This is a genomic window from Mycobacterium sp. E787 (genome assembly GCF_001668725.1).
Lineage (GTDB): Bacteria > Actinomycetota > Actinomycetes > Mycobacteriales > Mycobacteriaceae > Mycobacterium.
The window spans coordinates 25,934-45,433 of the sequence record NZ_LZKL01000100.1 but is presented as its reverse complement, the minus strand read 5'-3'; the positions used below and the strand labels follow the sequence as shown (position 1 = coordinate 45,433).

The 19,500-nt window shown below is 70.0% G+C and carries 20 protein-coding genes; 14 read left to right on the top strand and 6 right to left on the bottom strand.

Features of this window, described 5'->3' with window-relative positions:
- The first annotated feature begins 66 nt into the window (after positions 1–66).
- The 4 genes from A5705_RS20305 (at position 67) to pimB (ending at position 3,691) form a co-directional block, all read left to right on the top strand.
- Positions 67–312, top strand: coding sequence for a hypothetical protein (locus tag A5705_RS20305; protein WP_067883378.1), 246 nt, complete (start codon positions 67–69; stop codon positions 310–312).
- Between the two features lie 209 nt (positions 313–521).
- Complete coding sequence (gene ripC / locus A5705_RS20300; RefSeq protein ID WP_369829613.1) at positions 522–1,670, top strand: peptidoglycan hydrolase RipC; 1,149 nt, start codon at positions 522–524, stop codon at positions 1,668–1,670.
- Positions 1,671–1,713: 43 nt separating this feature from the next.
- On the top strand, positions 1,714–2,547 hold the full coding sequence (locus A5705_RS20295; protein WP_068279539.1) for a hypothetical protein: 834 nt from the start codon (positions 1,714–1,716) through the stop codon (positions 2,545–2,547).
- A 10-nt stretch (positions 2,548–2,557) separates the two neighbouring features.
- Positions 2,558–3,691, top strand: a complete 1,134-nt coding sequence (gene pimB / locus A5705_RS20290; RefSeq protein ID WP_068279537.1) for a GDP-mannose-dependent alpha-(1-6)-phosphatidylinositol monomannoside mannosyltransferase — start codon at positions 2,558–2,560, stop codon at positions 3,689–3,691.
- Between the two features lie 67 nt (positions 3,692–3,758).
- On the opposite strand, the gene A5705_RS20285 is transcribed toward pimB, so the two are convergent.
- Entirely contained in the window at positions 3,759–5,561 is a 1,803-nt protein-coding gene (locus A5705_RS20285; RefSeq protein WP_068279534.1) for a long-chain fatty acid--CoA ligase, read from the bottom strand.
- A 156-nt stretch (positions 5,562–5,717) separates the two neighbouring features.
- On the opposite strand from A5705_RS20285, the gene A5705_RS20280 reads away from it, so the two are divergent.
- From A5705_RS20280 to A5705_RS20260, 5 genes are all read left to right on the top strand, one after another.
- Positions 5,718–6,107, top strand: a complete 390-nt coding sequence (locus A5705_RS20280) for a polyketide cyclase / dehydrase and lipid transport (protein WP_067883382.1) — start codon at positions 5,718–5,720, stop codon at positions 6,105–6,107.
- A 104-nt stretch (positions 6,108–6,211) separates the two neighbouring features.
- Entirely contained in the window at positions 6,212–6,649 is a 438-nt protein-coding gene (locus tag A5705_RS20275) for an SRPBCC family protein (protein ID WP_067883418.1), read from the top strand.
- Positions 6,642–7,925 carry an ArsA family ATPase gene (locus A5705_RS20270; RefSeq protein WP_156738562.1) on the top strand — a complete coding sequence of 428 codons (1,284 nt, stop codon included), beginning with the start codon at positions 6,642–6,644 and terminating at the stop codon, positions 7,923–7,925. Before A5705_RS20275 ends, A5705_RS20270 begins: the two co-directional genes overlap by 8 nt.
- The gene (locus A5705_RS20265; RefSeq protein ID WP_067883384.1) at positions 7,922–8,311 is read left to right on the top strand and encodes a hypothetical protein; all 390 of its coding nucleotides are present in this window, start codon (positions 7,922–7,924) and stop codon (positions 8,309–8,311) included. The genes A5705_RS20270 and A5705_RS20265 overlap by 4 nt, the downstream gene beginning before the upstream one ends.
- Positions 8,312–8,395: 84 nt before the next feature.
- Positions 8,396–9,124, top strand: coding sequence for a 1-acyl-sn-glycerol-3-phosphate acyltransferase (locus A5705_RS20260; protein WP_067883385.1), 729 nt, complete (start codon positions 8,396–8,398; stop codon positions 9,122–9,124).
- On the opposite strand, the gene A5705_RS20255 is transcribed toward A5705_RS20260, so the two are convergent.
- A complete protein-coding gene (locus A5705_RS20255; RefSeq protein ID WP_068279531.1) occupies positions 9,117–10,400 on the bottom strand; it encodes a glycosyltransferase 87 family protein in 1,284 nt (427 codons plus the stop codon). The genes A5705_RS20260 and A5705_RS20255 overlap by 8 nt on opposite strands.
- Before the next feature lie 90 nt (positions 10,401–10,490).
- Here A5705_RS20255 and A5705_RS20250 point away from each other — a divergent pair, with 90 nt between their 5' ends.
- Genes A5705_RS20250 through A5705_RS20240 form a run of 3 tightly spaced genes read left to right on the top strand, consistent with a single transcriptional unit; the run spans position 10,491 to position 13,322 of the window.
- Positions 10,491–11,375, top strand: a complete 885-nt coding sequence (locus tag A5705_RS20250) for a hypothetical protein (RefSeq protein WP_068279525.1) — start codon at positions 10,491–10,493, stop codon at positions 11,373–11,375.
- Positions 11,376–11,384: 9 nt separating this feature from the next.
- Positions 11,385–11,888 carry a polyadenylate-specific 3'-exoribonuclease AS gene (locus A5705_RS20245; protein WP_067883388.1) on the top strand — a complete coding sequence of 168 codons (504 nt, stop codon included), beginning with the start codon at positions 11,385–11,387 and terminating at the stop codon, positions 11,886–11,888.
- A gap of 45 nt (positions 11,889–11,933) precedes the next feature.
- A complete protein-coding gene (locus tag A5705_RS20240) occupies positions 11,934–13,322 on the top strand; it encodes a class II 3-deoxy-7-phosphoheptulonate synthase (RefSeq protein WP_067883389.1) in 1,389 nt (462 codons plus the stop codon).
- A gap of 78 nt (positions 13,323–13,400) precedes the next feature.
- Here A5705_RS20240 and A5705_RS20235 read toward each other — a convergent pair whose 3' ends face one another.
- The gene (locus tag A5705_RS20235; RefSeq protein ID WP_197521307.1) at positions 13,401–14,642 is read right to left on the bottom strand and encodes a protein kinase; all 1,242 of its coding nucleotides are present in this window, start codon (positions 14,640–14,642) and stop codon (positions 13,401–13,403) included.
- A gap of 60 nt (positions 14,643–14,702) precedes the next feature.
- Between A5705_RS20235 and A5705_RS20230 the strand changes: the two genes are divergently transcribed.
- The gene (locus A5705_RS20230) at positions 14,703–15,107 is read left to right on the top strand and encodes an Rv2175c family DNA-binding protein (RefSeq protein ID WP_067883391.1); all 405 of its coding nucleotides are present in this window, start codon (positions 14,703–14,705) and stop codon (positions 15,105–15,107) included.
- On the opposite strand, the gene A5705_RS20225 is transcribed toward A5705_RS20230, so the two are convergent.
- Positions 15,094–16,632, bottom strand: a complete 1,539-nt coding sequence (locus A5705_RS20225; protein ID WP_067883392.1) for an alpha-(1->6)-mannopyranosyltransferase A — start codon at positions 16,630–16,632, stop codon at positions 15,094–15,096. The genes A5705_RS20230 and A5705_RS20225 overlap by 14 nt on opposite strands.
- A gap of 4 nt (positions 16,633–16,636) precedes the next feature.
- Positions 16,637–17,695: a bifunctional (2E,6E)-farnesyl/geranyl diphosphate synthase gene (gene idsA2 / locus A5705_RS20220; protein WP_067883393.1), complete on the bottom strand. Its 1,059-nt coding sequence runs from the start codon at positions 17,693–17,695 to the stop codon at positions 16,637–16,639.
- Positions 17,696–17,906: 211 nt separating this feature from the next.
- On the opposite strand from idsA2, the gene A5705_RS20215 reads away from it, so the two are divergent.
- The gene (locus A5705_RS20215) at positions 17,907–18,791 is read left to right on the top strand and encodes a mycobacterial-type methylenetetrahydrofolate reductase (protein ID WP_067883419.1); all 885 of its coding nucleotides are present in this window, start codon (positions 17,907–17,909) and stop codon (positions 18,789–18,791) included.
- Here A5705_RS20215 and A5705_RS20210 read toward each other — a convergent pair.
- On the bottom strand, positions 18,788–19,435 hold the full coding sequence (locus A5705_RS20210) for a DUF3153 domain-containing protein (RefSeq protein ID WP_067883394.1): 648 nt from the start codon (positions 19,433–19,435) through the stop codon (positions 18,788–18,790). The genes A5705_RS20215 and A5705_RS20210 overlap by 4 nt on opposite strands.
- Positions 19,436–19,500: the final 65 nt, after the last annotated feature.

Sequence of the window (19,500 nt, the reverse complement as noted above, 5' to 3'; positions counted from 1 at the left end):
CCCCGGCTAGCGTGCGGATCAGCGCGCGAAACTTCAGCGTTCGAACGACCGAGAGGACGGCCCGAGATGGCATACGGCAGCGGCAAGGGCGAGGCGGCGTCCGGTCCGGAGGCACCGGTGGTGATCGACTGCGACGAGTGCGCGGTGCGCGGCCCGGGATGCCGCGACTGCGTGGTCAGCGTGTTGCTCGGCGTTCCGGAGACCCTGTTGCACGACGAACGGGCCGCACTCGAGGTGCTCGCCGATGCCGGGCTGGCGCCGAGGCTGCGGCTGGTGCCGATTCGTCGGGACCGTGGGGCCGGTGTAGCCTAATTGCCTTGTGCGCCAAAACCGCTCAAGCGTCTTAGGGGATTGCCAACATTCACATAGTAACGACAGAAATCTTTCCGATTTCTTAACGATCCGGTTTGGACAAACGTCGATATCGTTTCGTAACCTGTTTGAGACCTAAACTAGTCCGACGGCGCTCCTGCAGTGCCAGTCCAGGCCGTTTAAGGATGCAAATTTTGAGGCTCGACTCTATGTACCCCTGTGCGCGTGTCATCACACGTTCTGCCCTAGGTACGTTAGCGGGCTTGGTGGTCTTCTCGGGGGTTTTCGCCGCGAACTCCGTGGCCGATCCGGCCGAGGACGCGCTGGCCAAACTGAATCAGCTGTCCCGCCAGGCAGAACAGACCACCGAGGCGATGCACAGCGCGCAGCTCGACCTGAACAAGAAGCTGGCGGTCCAGCAGGCGGCGGAAAAGAAGCACGCCGACGACCAGGCCGCCGTGGATTCGGCGAAGGCGCGCCTGGCCTCCTTCCAGGGCGCCGTCAACAAGCTCGCCGCCGCGCAATACATGGGCGGCCGCGTCGACGGCATGGAGGCCATGCTGACCGCGGGATCGCCGCAGGGCCTCATCGACAAGCTGGCCGTGCAGCGGCTGATGGCGGCGCAGATGCGCACGCAGATGACGAGCTTCCGGGCCGCCAGCGAGCAGGCCGCCAAGGCCGAGCAGGCCTCCGCCAAGTCCGCGGCCGACGCCAAGAGCGCCGCTGAGCAGGCCGCCGCGGTCCGCGCGAGCCTGCAGTCCAAGCAGAGCCAGCTGCAGGTGCAGATCGCCGTCGTCAAATCGCAGTACGTGGCCCTGACGCCGGAGCAACGCACGGCGCTCGCCGACCCCGGGCAGGTCCCGGCGGCCGCGCCGCCGCCAGGTGCGCCGGCGCCGGACGCGGTGCCGCCGCCGGGCGGACCGCCGCCCGCCGACGCTCCGCAACCCGCCGGAATGATGCCCGGGATGCCCGGGATGCCGGGGATGCTGCCCCCCGGCGGCGTGGGCGGCGGTGACCGCGCGACCGTCGTGCAGGCGGCGCTGACCCAGGTCGGCTCGTCCTATGTGTGGGGCGGCGCCTCACCCGGCGCTTTCGACTGCTCCGGGTTGGTGATGTGGGCGTTCCAGCAGGCCGGCATCTCGCTGCCGCACTCCAGCCAGGCGCAGGCTCAAGGCGGTCAGCCGGTGGCGCTGTCGGACCTGCAGCCCGGCGACGTGGTGACCTTCTACTCCGATGCGTCGCACAGCGGCATCTACGTCGGCGACGGGATGGTCATCCACTCCTCCACCTACGGCGTGCCGGTGCGGGTGGTGCCGATGAATGCCGCCGGCCCGATCCACGACGCCCGTCGCTACTGACCCCCTCAGTCGGCGGCGTCGGCTGCCGCTCCTGCTGGCCTGGGTGTTCGCCCTCGAGCTGATCGTGGCCGCGGCCGTGCCGTTCGACGCGGCCGGCGACGGCAAGGCCCGGCACGCGCAGCTGGTCACGCCCGCCCGCAGCCAGGTGGGCGCCGCGGCGAGGTCGCTGGTCGTCGGCGACCGTACGGTCCGGCTCGTCGGCCTGGGCGGCGCCGTCAGCGACCGGCTGCTGTCGCGGGTGGCCTCCGGCATCGGTGGCGCGATCACCGCGGTGACGTCCTTCTGGGGCGGCGACTGGCCGCACGACATCTCGATCCTCGCCACCGGCTCGGACGAACAGTTCCGGGCCGCCGCCGGCGGGGGACCGGCGTCGCAGTGGGCCGACATCGCGGCCGTGACGGTGGCCGACCGCGTCGATCCCACCCACCACGCCGCTTTCGGTCAACGGATCGTCTTCGCCCCGGGCGCGGTGACCATGAACGAAAGCGCGCTGCGAATTGTGTTGACGCACGAGCTGTTTCACTACGCCGCCCGCGCCGACACCGCCGCGGACGCGCCCCGGTGGCTCACCGAAGGGGTCGCCGACTTCGTCGCCCGGCCGCAGACCGCGGTGCCCGCCGACGCACTGCCGGTGCCGCTGACGATGCCGGCCGACAGCGAGCTGGACGAGCCGGGTCCCCAGCGCTCGCTGGCGTACGACAAGGCATGGTGGTTCGCCCGCTTCGTCGCCGACACCTACGGGGCGCCGAAGTTGCGTGACCTGTACCTGGCCGCATGCGGGATCGGCCACGCCGACGTGCCCACCGCGGTGCACGACGTCCTCGGCACCGACACGGCCGGCCTGCTGGTGCGATGGCACCAATGGCTGGCCCGCTAGCCTGACCCAGGTGAGCCGGGTCCTGCTGGTAACCAACGACTTTCCGCCCCGCCCGGGCGGCATCCAGTCCTACCTGGGCGAGTTCGTCGGCCGACTGACGCAGCATTCGGTGACGGTGTACGCGCCGCAATGGAAGGGGGCCGACGCCTTCGATGACTCGGCCGCCGCCGCCGGCTACCGCGTGGTGCGCCACCCCGGCACCCTGATGCTGCCCGGCCCGGCGGTGGACGCCCGGATGCGCCGGCTGATTCGCGAGCACGGCATCGACACCGTCTGGTTCGGCGCGGCCGCGCCGCTGGCGCTGCTGGCGCCGCGCGCCCGGCAGGCCGGCGCCACCCGCGTGCTGGCCAGCACCCACGGCCACGAGGTGGGCTGGTCGATGCTGCCGGTCGCGCGGTCGGTGCTGCGTCGCATCGGCGACAGCACCGACGTCGTGACCTTCGTGAGCCGCTACACGCGTTCGCGCTTCGCGTCGGCCTTCGGGCCCGCGGCGCGGCTGGAGTACCTGCCGCCCGGGGTGGACACCGACCGGTTCCGGCCCGACCCCGCCGCCCGGGCCGAGCTGCGCGCCCGCTACGGGCTGGGCGAGCGGCCGGTCGTCGTGTGTCTGTCGCGGCTGGTGCCGCGCAAGGGCCAGGACGCGCTGATCAAGGCGTTGCCGTCGATCCGGCGGCGCGTCGACGGGGCGGCGCTGGTCGTCGTCGGCGGCGGACCGTACCTCGAGGCGTTGCGCACGCTGGCCCGCGATCGCGGCGTGGCCGAGGATGTGACGTTCACCGGCGGCGTGCAGGCCGCCGAACTGCCGGCCCACCACGCGCTGGCCGACGTGTTCGCGATGCCGTGCCGCACCCGCGGCGCCGGGATGGACGTCGAGGGCCTGGGCATCGTCTTCCTCGAGGCCTCGGCGACCGGCGTGCCCGTCATCGCCGGCCTGTCCGGTGGGGCCCCGGAAACGGTGCAGCACAACAAGACTGGGCTGGTGGTGGACGGCCGCTCGGTGGACGAGGTCGGCGAGGCCGTCACCGAATTGCTGGCCGATCCCGACCGGGCCGCCGCGATGGGCGCGGCCGGGCGCGCCTGGGTGACCTCGCAGTGGCGCTGGGACACGCTGGCCGCCCGGCTGGGCGAACTGCTGGGCGGCTAAGTGTGGCGAGCAGACGCAAAAGTCCCCGATTTCATGCCGAAATGGGGACTTTTGCGTCTGCTCGCGGCTAATCCTTCTCGTAGATCGATTCGATGTCGGCGGCGAACTTTTCGGCCACCACGTTGCGCTTGACCTTCATCGTCGGGGTCAGCTCGCCGGTGTCCTCGGTGAAGTCGACCGGCAGGATGCGGAACTTGCGGATCGACTCGGCGTGCGACACCGCCAGGTTGGCGTTCTTGACGGCCGCGTCGACCTCGGCGAACAGGTCCGGGTCGGTGGCCAGGTCGCCGACCGACGCCTCGGCGGGCTTGTGGTTGCGCTCCTTCCAGCCGACGAACGCCTCCGGGTCGATGGTGATCAGCGCGCCGATGAACGGCTTGGCGTCGCCGACCACCATGGCCTGACTGATCAGGGGGTGCGCCCGCAGCTGGTCCTCGAGCACCGCGGGCGCGACGTTCTTGCCGCCGGCGGTGACGATGATCTCCTTCTTGCGGCCGGTGATCTTCAGGAAGCCGTCCTCGTCCAGCGCCCCCAGGTCGCCGGTCTTGAACCAGCCGTCCGTGAACGCGTCGCTGGTGGCCTGCTCGTTGCGCCAGTAGCCGTCGAAGACCACGCCGCCGCGCACCAGCAACTCGCCGTCGTCGGCGATGCGCATGCTGTTGCCCGGCAGCAGGGTGCCGACCGTCCCGATCTTGACCCTGCCGACCTGGTTGACCGTGATGGCGGAGCTCGTCTCGGTCAGGCCGTAGCCCTCGTGGATGGTCAGGCCGACGCCGCGGTAGAAGTGGCCCAGCCGCGCGCCCAGCGGGGCACCGCCCGAGACCGACGCGTGGCAGTCGCCGCCCAGCGCCGTGCGCAACTTGTGGTAGACCAGCCGGTCGAACAACGCGTGCTTCGCACGCAGCAGCAGCCCGGGCCCGCCGTCGTCGTGGGCCTGGCTCCAGTCGACCGCCGTTTGCACGGCCATCGCGAAGATGCGCCCCTTGCCGTCGTTGACGGCGTTCTGCTCGGCGGTGTTGTAGACCTTCTCGAACACCCGCGGCACCGACACCACGACCGTCGGCTTGAACACCGCGAACATCGGCAGCAGGTTCTTGATGTCGCTGGTGAACCCGACCGTGACCTTGTTCGCGAACGCCGACAGGGTCAGTGACCGGGCCAGCACGTGAGCCAGCGGCAGGAAGACCAGCAGCCGCTGGCCCTCGTTCAGCAGCGTCGGCAGGCACTCCTTGGCGCCGCGGGACTCGTAGAGCAGGTTGGAGTGGGTGAGCTGGCAGCCCTTGGGCCGGCCGGTGGTGCCCGAGGTGTAGATCAGGGTCGCGGGGTCGTCGGCGCGCAGCGCCTCGAGGCGGGCGGTCAGCTCGGCCGGCTCCACCGCCGCGCCGGCGTCGGCGAGCTGGTCGAGCGCCTTGGGGCCCGATCCGTCGATGTGCAGCACCCGGCGCAAAGCCGGCAGATCGGTGGTCAGTTCGGTGACCATCGCGGCGTGCGCGTCGGTCTCGGCGAAGGCCACCACCGCTTCGGAGTCCTGCAGCACCCAGCGCACCTGCTCGGCCGACGACGTCTCGTAGATCGGCACGGTGACCGCGCCCACCGAGAGGATCGCCAGGTCCAGGATCGCCCACTCGTAACGGGTGGCCGAGAAGATGGACACCCGGTCGCCGGCCTGCACGCCGAGGGAGATCAGACCCAGCGCGGCCGAGCGGACATGCCTGGCCGCCTCGGCGCACGTGACGTCGGTCCACACGCCGTCGACCTGGCGCTGAAAGATGACGAAGCTCGGGTCATCGCGCTCGTGGTCGAAGACCATGGCCGCGACGCTTTCGTGCTCGCCGACGGTAAAGCGGGCGGGGACACTGTACTCACGCACTCTGATGACCTCGATTGGCTCGTCACGTTCCGGGTGCCGGCTTGCTGTGGCCCAGCCTAATCCGCGCTTCGAGCAGCACGGCCGAGGTCCACCCGGCCCGCACCGCACTGCGGCGCCGGATACCGGCGATTCCGATCGGTGTGTGAAGCTGGGACGGTGAACAGCATCCAGATCGCCGACGAGACGTTCGTCGCCGCCGACGGCGCCCGTGTCGGCGCCGTGGTCGCCGATCCGTCGTGCTGGCGCCGGTGGTGGCCGGACCTTCGGCTGCAGGTCGTCGAGGATCGCGCCGAAAAGGGCATGCGGTGGACGGTCACCGGCGCGCTGACCGGCACGATGGAGATCTGGCTGGAACCGTCGTTGGACGGCGTGGTGCTGCACTACTTCCTGCACGCCGAGCCCACCGGCGTAGCGGCCTGGCAGCTGGCCAAGCTGAACCTGGCGAAGATGACGCACCGCCGTCGGGTGGCGGGCAAGAAAATGGCCTTCGAGGTCAAAAGGACGGCGGAACGCTCACGTCCGGTCGGCGTTTCTCCGGTAGTTTAGCCGGATCAAGGTTCGGCGGTAGGAGTACCGTTTCGGCCCGGAGGCCGGGGTAATCCGGTATGTCGCGGGGCCTACCCGCGCGCGGGAGAGAGGGCAGCAGCCAGGTGGCGGAGAAGACGACGCAGACCATCCACATCGAGGCCGACCCCGGTACGGTGCTGGGGGTGATCGCCGATATCGATTCCTACCCGGAATGGATCTCGGAATATAAGGAAGCCGAGGTGCAGGAGCGGGGCGCCGACGGTTACCCCAAGGTCGTGCGGTTCGTGATGGACGCCGGAATCATCAAAGACACCATGGTGATGTCCTACCAGTGGCCGGCGGACCGCCAGTCGCTGAGCTGGACCCTGGTCTCCAGCTCGCTGCTGCGCTCGCTCGAAGGCTCGTATCGCCTGACGCCCAAGGGATCTGGCACCGACGTCACCTATGAACTTTCGGTTGACCTGTCCCTCCCCATGATCGGAATGCTCAAGCGCAAGGCCGAGCGCAGGCTGACCGACACGGCTTTGAAGGAACTGAAGAAACGAGTCGAGGCTGAGTGAGTCCAGTGAATTCCGGGCGACCACCCCGGCCCGGATCAGTCTTTTCGTCGGGAAGGGCGGGGTAGGAAAGTCCACCCTGGCGTCCGCCACCGCCGTCTGCGACGCGGGCGCGGGGCGGCGGGTGCTGGTCGTGTCCACCGACCAGGCGCACTCGCTGGGCGACGTGCTGGGCGTCGCGGTCCCGCCCGGCGGTCAGGGCGAGCTGGTTCGGGTGCTCGCCGACCTCGAAACCGGGGGGGCGGAGGCCGGCGGCGGCTTCCTCGACGCGCTGGCGCTGGACACGCTGCAGCTGCTCGAGTCCCGGTGGCGCGGCGTGGTCGACACGCTTGATCGCCGATTTCCCGATTCCGAGCTCAGCACCATTGCACCGGAAGAACTTTCGGCGCTGCCGGGTGTTCAGGAGGTGCTGGGGCTGCACGCCGTCGGGGAGCTCGCCGCCTCCGGGCGATGGGATCGCATCGTCGTCGATTGCGCCTCGACCGCGGACGCGCTGCGAATGTTGACCCTGCCGGCCACCTTTGGGCTCTACGTCGAACGCGCGTGGCCGCGCCATCGCAGGCTGTCCGTCGCCGGCGACGACGCCCGCTCGGCCGCGATGGTCGAGCTGCTGGAGCGCATCAGCGCCAGCGTCGAGAAGCTCAACGCGGTGCTGACCGACGGGGAGCTGGTCACCGCGCACCTGGTGCTGACCCCCGAGCGGGTGGTGGCGGCCGAGGCGGCGCGGACGCTGGGCTCCCTGTCGCTGATGGGCGTGCGGGTCGAGGAGCTGATCGTCAACCAGGTCCTCACCGAGGACGAGTCCTATGAGTACCGGAACCTGCCCGAACATCCGGCGTTCTACTGGTACGCCGAACGCATCGCCGAGCAACGCGCCGTGCTCGAGGAACTCGACGCCACCATCGGCGACGTGGCGCTGGTGCTGACCCCGCACCTGTCCGGCGAGCCGATCGGCCCCAAGGCGCTGGGGGCGCTGCTCGACGGCGCCCGCCGGCGCGGCGGGGCGGCGCCCCCCGGGCCGCTGCGGCCCGTGGTGGACCTCGAATCCGGGTCGGGGCTTGGGTCGATATACCGTATGCGGCTAACGTTGCCGCAGCTTGATCCCGGAGGACTGTCGTTGGGCCGAGTCGACGACGACCTGATCATCAGCGCCGGAGGGTTGCGGCGCAGGGTCCGGTTGGCGTCCGTGCTGCGGCGCTGCACGGTGCTCGACGCGCAGCTGCGGGGTAGCGAGCTGACGGTTCGCTTTCGACCGGACCCGGAGGTGTGGCCAAAGTGAGTGGGGCTCACCCCGAGATCGGTCCCGAGCTGCGCAGGCTTGCGCAGGCGATCCTGGACGGCATCGACCCCGCGGTGCGGGCGGCGGCCGCGCTGACGGCGGGCGCGGGAGTCGGGACCGGCAAGTGCCAGCAGGTGTGGTGTCCGGTGTGCGCGCTGGCCGCCTTGGCCACCGGCGATCAGCACCCGTTGCTCACCGTCGTCGCCGACCACAGCATCGCGCTGCTGGACGCGATCCGCGCGATCGTCGACGACTTGAACCGGTCGGCCGAACCGCCGCCCGACGGACCGCCCGGCGGCGGCGCCCAGCCCGACGTCGGGACGCCCGCCGGCGATGCGACCGCCAAGACGCGCTACCAACCCATCCCGGTCACCATCGAGGAGTGACCCGGCCGCGCCGAAGGTGGTCCCTTCCGCCGCGGGTCGGTACAGTTGGCGCAAACACGGCAGGTGCGGGCGAGAGGGAGGGCCATGTGGTACTGGCTATTCAAGTACGTCTTGCTCGGCCCGTTGCTCACCCTGCTCGGTCGACCGAAAGTCGAAGGGCTGGAATACGTTCCGAGTTCCGGGCCGGCGATCCTGGCGAGTAACCACCTGGCCGTCATGGACAGCTTCTTCCTGCCGCTGGTCGTGCGGCGGCGGATCACCTTCCTCGCGAAGTCCGAATATTTCACCGGCACCGGGCTCAAAGGCTGGTTCAGCCGCTGGTTCTTCACCGCCGTCGGGCAGGTGCCGATCGACCGCACCGACGCCGACGCCGCGCAGGCCGCGCTCAACACCGCCGAGCAGGTGCTGGCCCACGGCAAGCTGCTGGGCATGTACCCCGAGGGCACCCGGTCGCCCGACGGCCGCCTGTACAAGGGCAAGACCGGGCTCGCGCGCCTGGCGCTGCACACCGGGGTTCCGGTGATTCCGGTGGCGATGATCGGCACCAACGTGGTCAACCCGCCGGGCACCACGATGCTGCGCCCCGGGCGGGTCACCGTGCGCTTCGGCAAGCCGATGGACTTCTCCCGCTTCGAGGGCATGGCCGGCAACCGCTTCATCGAGCGGGCCGTCACCGACGAGGTCATCTACGAGCTGATGGGCCTGTCCGGGCAGGAGTACGTCGACATCTACGCCGCCAGCGTCAAGGAACGCAGCAACGGCGCCGACCCGGCCGGTGACACCGCACGGATTCCCGAGACCGCCGTCAGCTGATCGCCGACACCGGCGCCAGCGTCTGCGCGGCCGAATCCCGCGACGCTATCCGCGCGGTGACGGTCAGCCCGGCCGCGACGATCACCGCCAGCGCCCACCACACGTAGGACGCCCCGACGAGCTGGCGCCACCAGTTCGCCGTGGTCTCGTGGTGCTTGGGCAGCAGGTCGATCGGCGTCCACCGCATCAGCGCCACCCCGGCGGCGCTCAGCACGGCCAGCGCCATGTTTCGGCGCCGCCAGGCCAGCACCCCGGTCACGAGCACGGTCGGCAGCGCCCAGACCCAGTGGTGGGACCAGGACACCGGCGAGACCACCAACCCGAACAGGGCCACGCAGATCACCGCCAGGATCGGCTCGCCCGCGCGCAGCACCCGCCGCATCGCCCAGATCGTCAGCGCCAGCACCACCAGGCACGCGGCGACCCACAGCGGGAAGCGTTCATGCTCGTTGAGCCCCAGGCGGGCCAGGGTGCCGGCGATGTTCTGGTCGGTGTTCAGCGCGGCCTCACCGATGCGGTCGGTGTGGTGCACGGTGTGGGTCCAGTATTCCCACGAATCGCTCCACGCCAGCGCGAAGCCCAGCAGGGTCATCCCCGCGAACGACGCCAGCGCGGTCAGCGCCGCGCGGTTGTCGCGGCGCAGCAGGAAGTAGAGCAGGAACACCGCCGGCGTGAGCTTCAGCGCCATGCCGAGGCCCAGCAGCAGCCCGCGCGGCCACGGCAGGCGGCGCGGCACGCAGTCGGCGATCACCAGGGTCATCAGCACGACGTTGATCTGGCCGAAGGCGAAGTTCGACGCGACCGGCTCCAGCCAGATCGTCGCCGCCGCCGCGATCAGCACGGCCAGCCACAGCCGGCGCAGCCACGCCGGACCGGGCACCACGGCCGACGTCTGCCACACGTCGAGGCCGGTCAGCAGGATGGCCGTCGAGGTGACCAGGAGCACCAGCGTCAACAGCGTGATCGCGACGCTGGCGGCCGGCATGTGCAGCCAGGAGAACGGGCAGAACACGATGGCCGCCAGCGGGGGATACGTGAACGGCAGGTTCAGCCCGATCGGTGTGTGGAACAACACATCCCCGCGGTACAGCGGGCGCCCGTCCAGCCAGGCCTGGCCGCCCAGCTGATAGATGTCGATGTCGATGCGGTACGGCGTGTGGCCGAACAGCCGCCCGGCCACGTAATACATCGCCGCGCCCGCCACCAGCCAAAGCAGGCACCACAGCAAGACCCGCCCGGGTTGACTGCCCACGCCGGGGGCCCGCCATCTACTCATGTCGCCCAACAGCGTAATCGGTGCGACCGCGGGCCAGGTGTCGCAGCGCGGCTCCCGCCCTGTCGCGACGTGCAGGCGTAGGTTTCTAACGTGCTCCATTGGTTCGTGTTCGGGGTGGCCCACTGGTTCGCGCACGACATCATCGACCGCGGCCGGCTGCCGCTGCTGTGCTGCCTGGTGGCCTTCATCCTGACCTTTTTCGTGACGCGAACGTTCGTGCGGCTCATCCGGCACCGCGCCGTCGCCGGCCGTCCGACGCGATGGTGGCACCCGCGCAACGTGCACATCGGCGAGCTGCACATCCACCATGTGGCGTTCGGGGTGGTCCTGGTGATGCTCTCCGGGTTGACGCTGGTCACCCTTTCCATCAGCGGGCAAGAGCCCGAATTCACCTTGGCCGCGACACTTTTCGGCGTCGGGGCCGCTCTGGTGCTGGACGAATACGCGTTGATCCTGCATCTCTCCGACGTCTACTGGGAGGAAGACGGGCGCACGTCGGTGGACGCCGTATTCGCCGCGGTGGCGGTGGCCGGGCTGTTGATCATGGGCCTGCACCCGCTGATGTTCTTCCTTCCGTTCTGGCACGCGGCCGATTCGGTGGCCCTGCGCGCCGGCGTGGCCGGCGCGCTGGTGCTGACGTTGCCGCTGGCCGTGGTGGTGGTGCTCAAGGGCAAGGTCTGGACCGGGTTGCTCGGCATGTTCATCGTCGTGCTGCTGGTCGTCGGCGCGATCCGGTTGTCGCGCCCGCACGCCCCCTGGGCTCGGTGGCGCTACACCACCCAGCCCGACAAGATGCGCCGCGCGCTGCAGCGGGAACGGCGGCTGCGCCGCCCGGTGGTGCGCGTCAAGCTGTTGGTGCAGTGCGCGATCGCCGGCACCCCGCGCCTGCCCGACAAGCGCACGGTCGACGCGCAGCTCGACCACGACGTGCACCCCGCACCTGCGCCGACGGGGCCCATCCTGATCAGCCGATAGGCTGCGCCGGTGCGGTACTTCTACGACACCGAGTTCATCGAGGACGGCCGCACCATCGAACTGATCTCGATCGGGGTCGTGGCCGAGGACGGGCGCGAGTACTACGCCGTCTCCACCGAATTCGACCCGGAGCGCGCCGGCAACTGGGTGCGCGCCAACGTGCTGCCCAAGCTGCCGCCGCCGTCGTCGCCGCTGTGGCGGTCGCGCAAGCAGATCCGGCTGGACCTGGAGGAGTTCTTGCGCGTGGACGGCGGCGAGCCGATCGAGCTGTGGGCCTGGGTGGGGGCCTACGACCACGTGGCCCTGTGTCAGCTGTGGGGGGCGATGCCGGCGTTGCCCCAGGCGATACCGCGCTTCACCAGGGAATTGCGGCAGTTGTGGGAGGAGCGCGGGTCGCCCCGGATGCCCCCGCGGCCGCGCGACGCGCACGACGCCCTGGTCGACGCCCGTGACCAGCTGCGCCGGTTCCGGCTGATCACGTCCGGTGAGGGCCCGCAGGGGCGTTCGCCCTGATCAGGCGTGATCAGTCGTGAGGGGAACCCCGGTTACCATGGACCGATGAACTGGACCGTCGACATACCGATCGAACAGCTGCCGCCGCTGCCGCCGCTGTCGACCGAGCTGCGTGCGCGCCTGGACGCCGCACTGGCCAAGCCGGCCGCCCAGCAGCCCAGCTGGGACGCCGAACAGGCCGCGGCGATGCGCACGGTCCTCGAGAGCGTGCCGCCGGTGACCGTGCCGTCCGAGATCGTCCGGCTGCAGGAACAGCTGGCCCAGGTCGCCCGGGGTGAGGCCTTCCTGTTGCAGGGGGGCGACTGCGCGGAGACGTTCGTCGACAACACCGAACCCCACATCCGCGGCAACATCCGCACCCTGCTCCAGATGGCCGTCGTGCTGACCTACGGCTCGAGCATGCCGGTGGTCAAGGTGGCCCGCATCGCCGGCCAGTACGCCAAGCCCCGCTCGGCGGACGTCGACGCGCTGGGCCTGAAGTCCTACCGCGGCGACATGATCAACGGCTTCGCCCCCGACGCCGCGGTGCGCGAGCACGACCCGTCGCGACTGGTGCGCGCCTACGCCAACGCCAGCGCGGCGATGAACCTGGTGCGGGCGCTGACCTCGTCGGGGCTGGCGTCGCTGCACCTGGTGCACGACTGGAACCGCGAATTCGTCCGGACCTCGCCGGCCGGCGCGCGGTACGAGGCGCTGGCCACCGAGATCGACCGCGGACTGCGGTTCATGAGTGCCTGCGGGGTGGCCGACCGCAACCTGCAGACCGCCGAGATCTACGCCAGCCACGAGGCTTTGGTGCTCGACTACGAGCGGGCCATGCTGCGCCTGTCCGATGTGGAGGGCGGCGAGCCGCAGCTGTACGACCTGTCGGCGCACACCGTGTGGATCGGGGAGCGCACCCGTCAGCTCGACGGCGCGCACGTCGCGTTCGCGGAGGTGATCGCCAACCCGATCGGCGTCAAGATCGGCCCGACGATGACCCCTGAGCTGGCGGTCGAATACGTCGAGCGGCTCGACCCGCACAACAAGCCGGGGCGGCTGACGCTGGTGAGCAGGCTGGGCAACAACAAGGTGCGCGACCTGCTGCCGCCGATCGTCGAGAAGGTCCAGGCCGCCGGGCACCAGGTGATCTGGCAGTGCGACCCGATGCACGGCAACACCCACGAGTCGTCCAACGGCTACAAGACCCGGCACTTCGACCGCATCGTCGACGAGGTGCAGGGCTTCTTCGAGGTGCACCGCGCCCTGGGCACCCACCCCGGCGGCATCCACGTCGAGATCACCGGCGAGAACGTCACCGAGTGCCTCGGTGGGGCGCAAGATATTTCGGACACCGACCTGGCCGGCCGCTACGAGACGGCGTGTGACCCGCGGCTGAACACCCAGCAGTCGCTGGAGTTGGCCTTCCTGGTCGCCGAGATGCTGCGCGACTAGCTTCCGCCACCAGACGCAAAAGCACCGTTTTCATCGGCGTGTTGGGGGCTTTTGCGTCTGCTCGCGGGGAAGAGGCTCTCAGAGCAGGCCGGTCAGGTTGCTGCCGAGCGTCCAGGCCACGGTCGCGATCAACCCCGTGAACGCGAGCACGATCGCCACCCAGATCAGCACCATCCGCCGGGCGCGCTGACGGGCCCAGACGAACTCACTCATCGCGATGCCGGCGAATTCGCCTGAGACCGGCTGATATTCGTACTCGTCGGGTTCGCGCTCGCGGGCCGCCGGGCGGGCGGGCTCGGCCCAGTCCTCGGGCCCGCGGGTCAGCTGGCGGGTGGGGTGGCGGACCGGGGCCGCGACCGGCGGGCGCGCGGGTTGTGCGGCCGCCAGGCGCTCGCTCATCCGCAGGTGGTGCAGCGCCGCCGATCGGTGCTGGGCGGAGTTGCGCGGCGCCGGCACCCGGAAGTCCGGCAGCGCGAGTTCCTCGGCGATGGCCTCGAGGTCGGCGCCCATCTCGACCGCGTCGGCGTACCGGTCGGCGGGGTCGCGGGCCGTCGCCCGCAGCACCAGCTCGTCGAATTGCGGTGGCACACCGTCGATCGCCGCGCTCGGCGGCGGGACGTCGGCGTCCAGGCGGCGGTAGGCGACCGACAACGCCGAGTCACCGGTGAACGGCGCGCGCCCGGTCAGCAGCTCGTAGGTGAGGATCCCGGATGAATACACGTCGCTGCGCGGGCTGGCGGTGCCGTCGCGCACCTGCTCGGGCGACAGGTAGGCGGCCGTCCCCAGGATGACGCTGGTGGAGGTGATGCCTGCGGCCGCGACGGCGCGGACCAACCCGAAATCGGCGATCTTGACATCGCCGTCGTCGGAGATCAGGACGTTCTCGGGTTTGACGTCGCGATGCACCAGGCCGGCCCGGTGCGCGGCGGCCAGCCCGCCCAGGACCGGGCGGAGCACCGCGGCCACCGCGTGCGGCGGCATCGGACCGCGCTCGGCCAGCAGCTCGCGCAGGGTGCCGCCCTCGATGAGCTCCATCACCAGGAACGGGTGCCGGGCGTCCAGGCCCTGGTCATAGACGGCGACCAGCCCGGGGTTTTTCAGCCGGGCGACCGTGCGTGCCTCGAGCTGGAATCGGGTCAGGAATTGGTCGTCGCCGGCGTAACGGGCATCCATGACCTTCACCGCGACCGGCCGGTCGAGGCGGACGTCCAGCCCGCGATACACCGTCGAGGTGCCGCCGCTGGCGATCCGGGACTCGACGCGGTAGCGGCCGTCCAGCAACGCGCCCTCCATCGGGTCCCCCGTCCCAGCTCCGGCCACGGGGCCATAGTAGGTGCGGAACGCCCGTGCAACGCGGGAAGCTGGGCCTACACTGGCGCGATGAGCAGTGTTCCGGCCGGGGACGACGTTCTTGACCCCGACGAACCCATCTACGAGTTGCCCCGGGTCGCCGAATTGCTCGGCGTATCGGTCAGCAAGGTTCAGCAACAGCTGCGGGAGGGACACCTGGTCGCGGTGAAGCGCGGCGGCGGCGTCGTCGTGCCCCAGGTGTTTTTCACGCACTCCGGTGAGGTGGTCAAGAGCCTGCCGGGCCTGCTGACGATCCTGCACGACGGCGGTTACCACGAGACGGAAATCATGCGCTGGCTGTTCACCCCGGATCCGTCGCTGACGATCACGCGCGACGGCACCCGGGACGCGATCAGCAACGCCCGCCCGGTCGACGCCCTGCACGCCCACCAGGCGCGGGAAGTCGTGCGGCGCGCGCAGGCTATGGCGTACTGACCGATCCGGCCTGGGGCGTCCGGTACAGCGCATACCAGGCGGCCAGCCCGCACGCGGCGGCCAGCGAAACGTGCAGCCACGAATACATGCCGTGCGATCCGTCGGGCTTGAAGATCACCATGACCCACGTCGACAGGCCGGCGATGGCCGCGACCGCGCGCCGGGACTGGGCCAAGGGGGCCGCGACGGCCAGCGGCCAGGAGTAATACCAGGGCAGGGCGGCCGGGACGAACAGCACCACGATCAGCATCGACCACGCGATCCCGGCCAGCGCGTCGCGGTCGTCGCGCCGAAACCGCCACCACAACAACGGCAATGACACCCCGATGATCGCGATGCCGATAAAGCGGGTGATCCGCAGCGTGGCGTAGAAGTCGACGGGGAAGAATCCGCTGCACAGGGCGTGGATCAGGTTGGCGACCGCGGTCGGCACCGTCAGCCAGTTGATGATCTTCACCGACCCGGCCAGTGCGGTCAGCCACCCCAGCCCGACCCCGGCCACGGCCGACAAGACGGCGAACACCACGGCGAAGGTCAGCCCGGACATCGCGGTGGCCGCCAGGAACGCGGGGACGGTGCGATATCCGCGCCGGTCGCGCAGGTGCCGCATCCACACCCAGACCAGGAACGGCAGCGAGATCCCGGCGGTGGCCTTCACCGCGATCGCCACCGCGATCAGCACGACGCCCAGGACGTGGCGGCCCTGAAACGTCAGCGCGATCCCGGCGGCCATCAGGCCGACCATCAGCATCTCGTTGTGCACGCCGCCCATCAGGTGGATGAGCACCAGCGGGTTGAGGACGCAGATCCACAGCGCCAGTGCGCCGTTGGTGCCCAGGTGGTGCGACAGCCGGGGGGTCGCCCAGATCAGCAGGGCCAATCCGGGCAGCATGCACAGGCGCAGCAGCATGGTCCCGGCGATCACGTGGTTGCCGGCAACCACCGTGACCAGCTTCGCGATCAGGATGAACGCCGGCCCGTACGGTGCCGTGGTGATCGTCCAGATGGGACTCACGTTGTCCAGCAACACGTTCGGGTTGGCGACCGGACCGACCGCGTACGGGTCGAAACCGTCGCGCAGCAGCGCGCCCTGCGCCAGGTAGGAGTAGGTGTCGCGGCTGAAGACGGGCACCGACAACAGCAACGGCGCCAGCCAGAATGCGGTGGTCGCCCGCATGGTGAACTCGGTTGCGTCGCCGGCCAGCGCGCGCCGGCCCAGCGCCACCCACGCGATCAGCATGAGGCCCACGCCCGCCCACAACACGATCGACGACAGCACCAGCCCGTGGCCGAAGCGCAGCCAGGACAGGTGCAGCGCTTCGAGCAGCGGGTCGTGCGGCTTGGTGCTGCCGGCGCCCAGGCCGCCCAACGTGATCAGCGCGGAGCCGAGGAAGCCAAGCTTCGCCGGGCGGGCCTCCGGGGTGGCGGCGAACGACGCCAGGCGTGAAATATACTGAGCGACAAACCTTTTGGCCGCCAGCGAATCGGCCGCCTGGGTGTGAGTCGGGGTCGACGGGGTTGTCATGGCCTCAGGCGGACCGATTCGTGGCCATCCTGGCCAGCTCGGTCAGTCCGGCTTTGGCCGCCGCGTTGACGGGCGCGACGGCGAGGGTGGCCAGCGCGCGTTCGGTCAACTCGGCGATGCGCCGCTCGGCGGCGGCCAGCGCGCCCACCGACACGATCAACTCGCGCAGTTCACTCACCTGCGCGTCGGTCAGCCGCTCGCCGATGGAGGTACGTAACAGGTTGGCCGCCAACGGATCCGACTTGTCGGCCCGCTCCATCGCCTCGGCGAGCAAGACGGTCCGCTTGCCGGATCTCAGGTCGTCGCCGGACGGCTTGCCGGTCACCGCCGGGTCGCCGAACACGCCCAGCACGTCGTCGCGCAACTGGAACGCCACGCCGAGGTCCGTCCCGAACTGCGCGAAGGCGGCCTGCACGTCGGGTCTGTCCGCGGCGGCGGCCACCCCGAGCTGCAGCGGTCGCGCCACCGTGTAGCAGGCGGTCTTGAAGGTGTCGACGTTCATCGCCGACGCGATCGACTCCGCGGCGCTGGCCTCGCCGACGATGTCGAGGTATTGCCCGCCCAGCACCTCGGTGCGGATGTCGGCCCACACACGCCGGATGCGGCGCTGGGTCTGTCGCGGCAGGTCGAGCCCGAACACGATGTCGTCGGCCCAGGCCAGCGCCAGGTCGCCGAGCAGGATGGCCGCCGAGATCCCGAATTGCACCGGTGAACCGCGCCAGCCCCGGTCGCGGTGCAGCTCCGCGAAGCGGACGTGGGTCGTCGGCTTGCCGCGGCGGGTGGCCGAGTCGTCGATCACGTCGTCGTGCAGCAGCGCGCAGGCGTGCAGCAGTTCGAGCGCCGAAAACAGCAGCAACGCTTCGGTATCGGGCTCACCGGGCGCGACGGCCCGCCAGCCCCAATAGGCGAAGGCGGGGCGCAGCCGCTTGCCGCCGCCCAGCACGAAGTCCTCGAGGGCCGCGATCAGGGCATCGAAGTGGGCGCCTTCAGAGCTGATGTAGCCGCTCTGGGCGCGCCTGTCGCGCAGATACCGCCGGAGTTGCTCGGTGATGGCGCCGGTCAACTCGACGGTTGCCCCTGCTTCTGCGGCTTTTGGGCTCAGCGCGGCGCCCCTTTCCGGTCGGCGTGACGGGTATTTGCTCCCGGGCCGACAGTTTATGTCGCTTCGGCGCCCCCAGTTGCTTCGACTGCCTCACTATCCCGCCCCTATGCTGGCGAGGGTGCCGGGGCGCTGCGGGGCGCAGCGCGGCCGGCCCGGCAAGGAGAGGAGCCGCGTGAGCCTCAACACCATCGCGCTCGAGCTGGTGCCCCCCAACGTCGAAGACGGCAAGGAGCGGGCGCTTGACGACGCGACGAAAGTGGTGCGCTACGCGGCCGAATTCGGCCTCGAGGGCCGGATCCGGCACGTGATGATCCCGGGGATGATCGCCGAGGACGACGATCGTCCCGTCGCGATGAAGCAGAAGCTGGACGTGCTGGACTTCTGGTCGATCATCAAGCCCGAGCTGCCCGGATTCCACGGCCTGTGCACGCAGGTCACCGCTTTCATGGATGAGGCGTCGCTGCGCCAACGGCTCACCGCTCTGTGCGACGCCGGGATGGAGGGCGTGGTCTTCGTGGGCGTGCCCCGCACGATGAACGACGGGGAGGGCTCCGGTGTCGCACCCACCGACGCCTTGTCGATCTATCGCGAGCTCGTGGGCAACCGCGGCGTGATCGTCATCCCCACCCGGGAGGGTGAGCAAGGCCGGCTGAACTTCAAGTGCAACCAGGGCGCGACGTACGGCATGACGCAGCTGCTCTACTCCGACGCCATCGTGGGCTTTTTGACCGACTTCGCCGCGAACACCGATCACCGGCCCGAGATCCTGCTGTCCTTCGGCTTCGTGCCCAAGGTGGAGAGCCGCGTCGGCCTGATCAACTGGCTGATCCAGGATCCGGGCAACGCCGCGGTGGCCGGCGAGCAGGAGTTCGTCAAGAGGCTGGCCGCCAGCGAACCGGACAAGAAGCGCCAGCTCATGGTCGACCTGTACAAGCGGGTGATCGACGGCGTCGGCGAACTCGGCTTCCCGCTGAGCATCCATTTCGAAGCGACCTACGGGGTTTCCGCGCCCGCGTTTCACACGTTTGCGGAGATGCTGGCCTACTGGTCGCCCTAGCTCGGGGGCTGGTCGCGCGGGGCGGTCAAGCGCGGTGAGCGGTCGCGGCTCATCCACGCCAGCAGCGCCACCACGCCGGCCGCCGCGAACGACGCGATGCCCAGCCAGACGCCCGCGCCGGTGAAGTTGCGGGTGTTGGGGTCGGTGTAGCGGGCGTTGGCGGTCATGGTGCTCACCACGCCGGGCTTGAGCTTCCAGGACACCACGTCGGGTTCGACCCGGTCACCGTTGGTGGAGGTCACCACGCCGGGAAAGGCGACGGTCAGCTCGACGTCGGCGTCGTTGTCTGTGACCGAAGTCAGGTCCGCGCGGCCCTCCAGGATCACCAGGTTGCCGTTGCGGCGCAGTGACAGATTCACGCCCTGGGCGTCGGAGTTCATATTCGCCAGCTGCGGCAGTTCGGCGAATGTCAGGTCGGAGAACACCGCCTGCGACCCGACGTAGCCGTCGCTGTCGTAGTTGGACACCGCAACCTTCTGGCCGAACGGCAGATTGTTGGTGTCGAGCTGGGGACCGGAGTCCTTGGGCGTCTTGGGCTTGGCCGCCGCGATGACCTCCCCGGAAACCAGATCATCGGGGGAGATGGTCAGCGACGCCCGTACCCGCAGGCAGCCGCTGGCCAGCGGCACGATGAGCAGCAGCATGGCGAGGGCCAGCAGGCGGCGCCGGCGGAACCCGCGGGCTCGAAGCGGGGAAGGGCTGGCGTGCA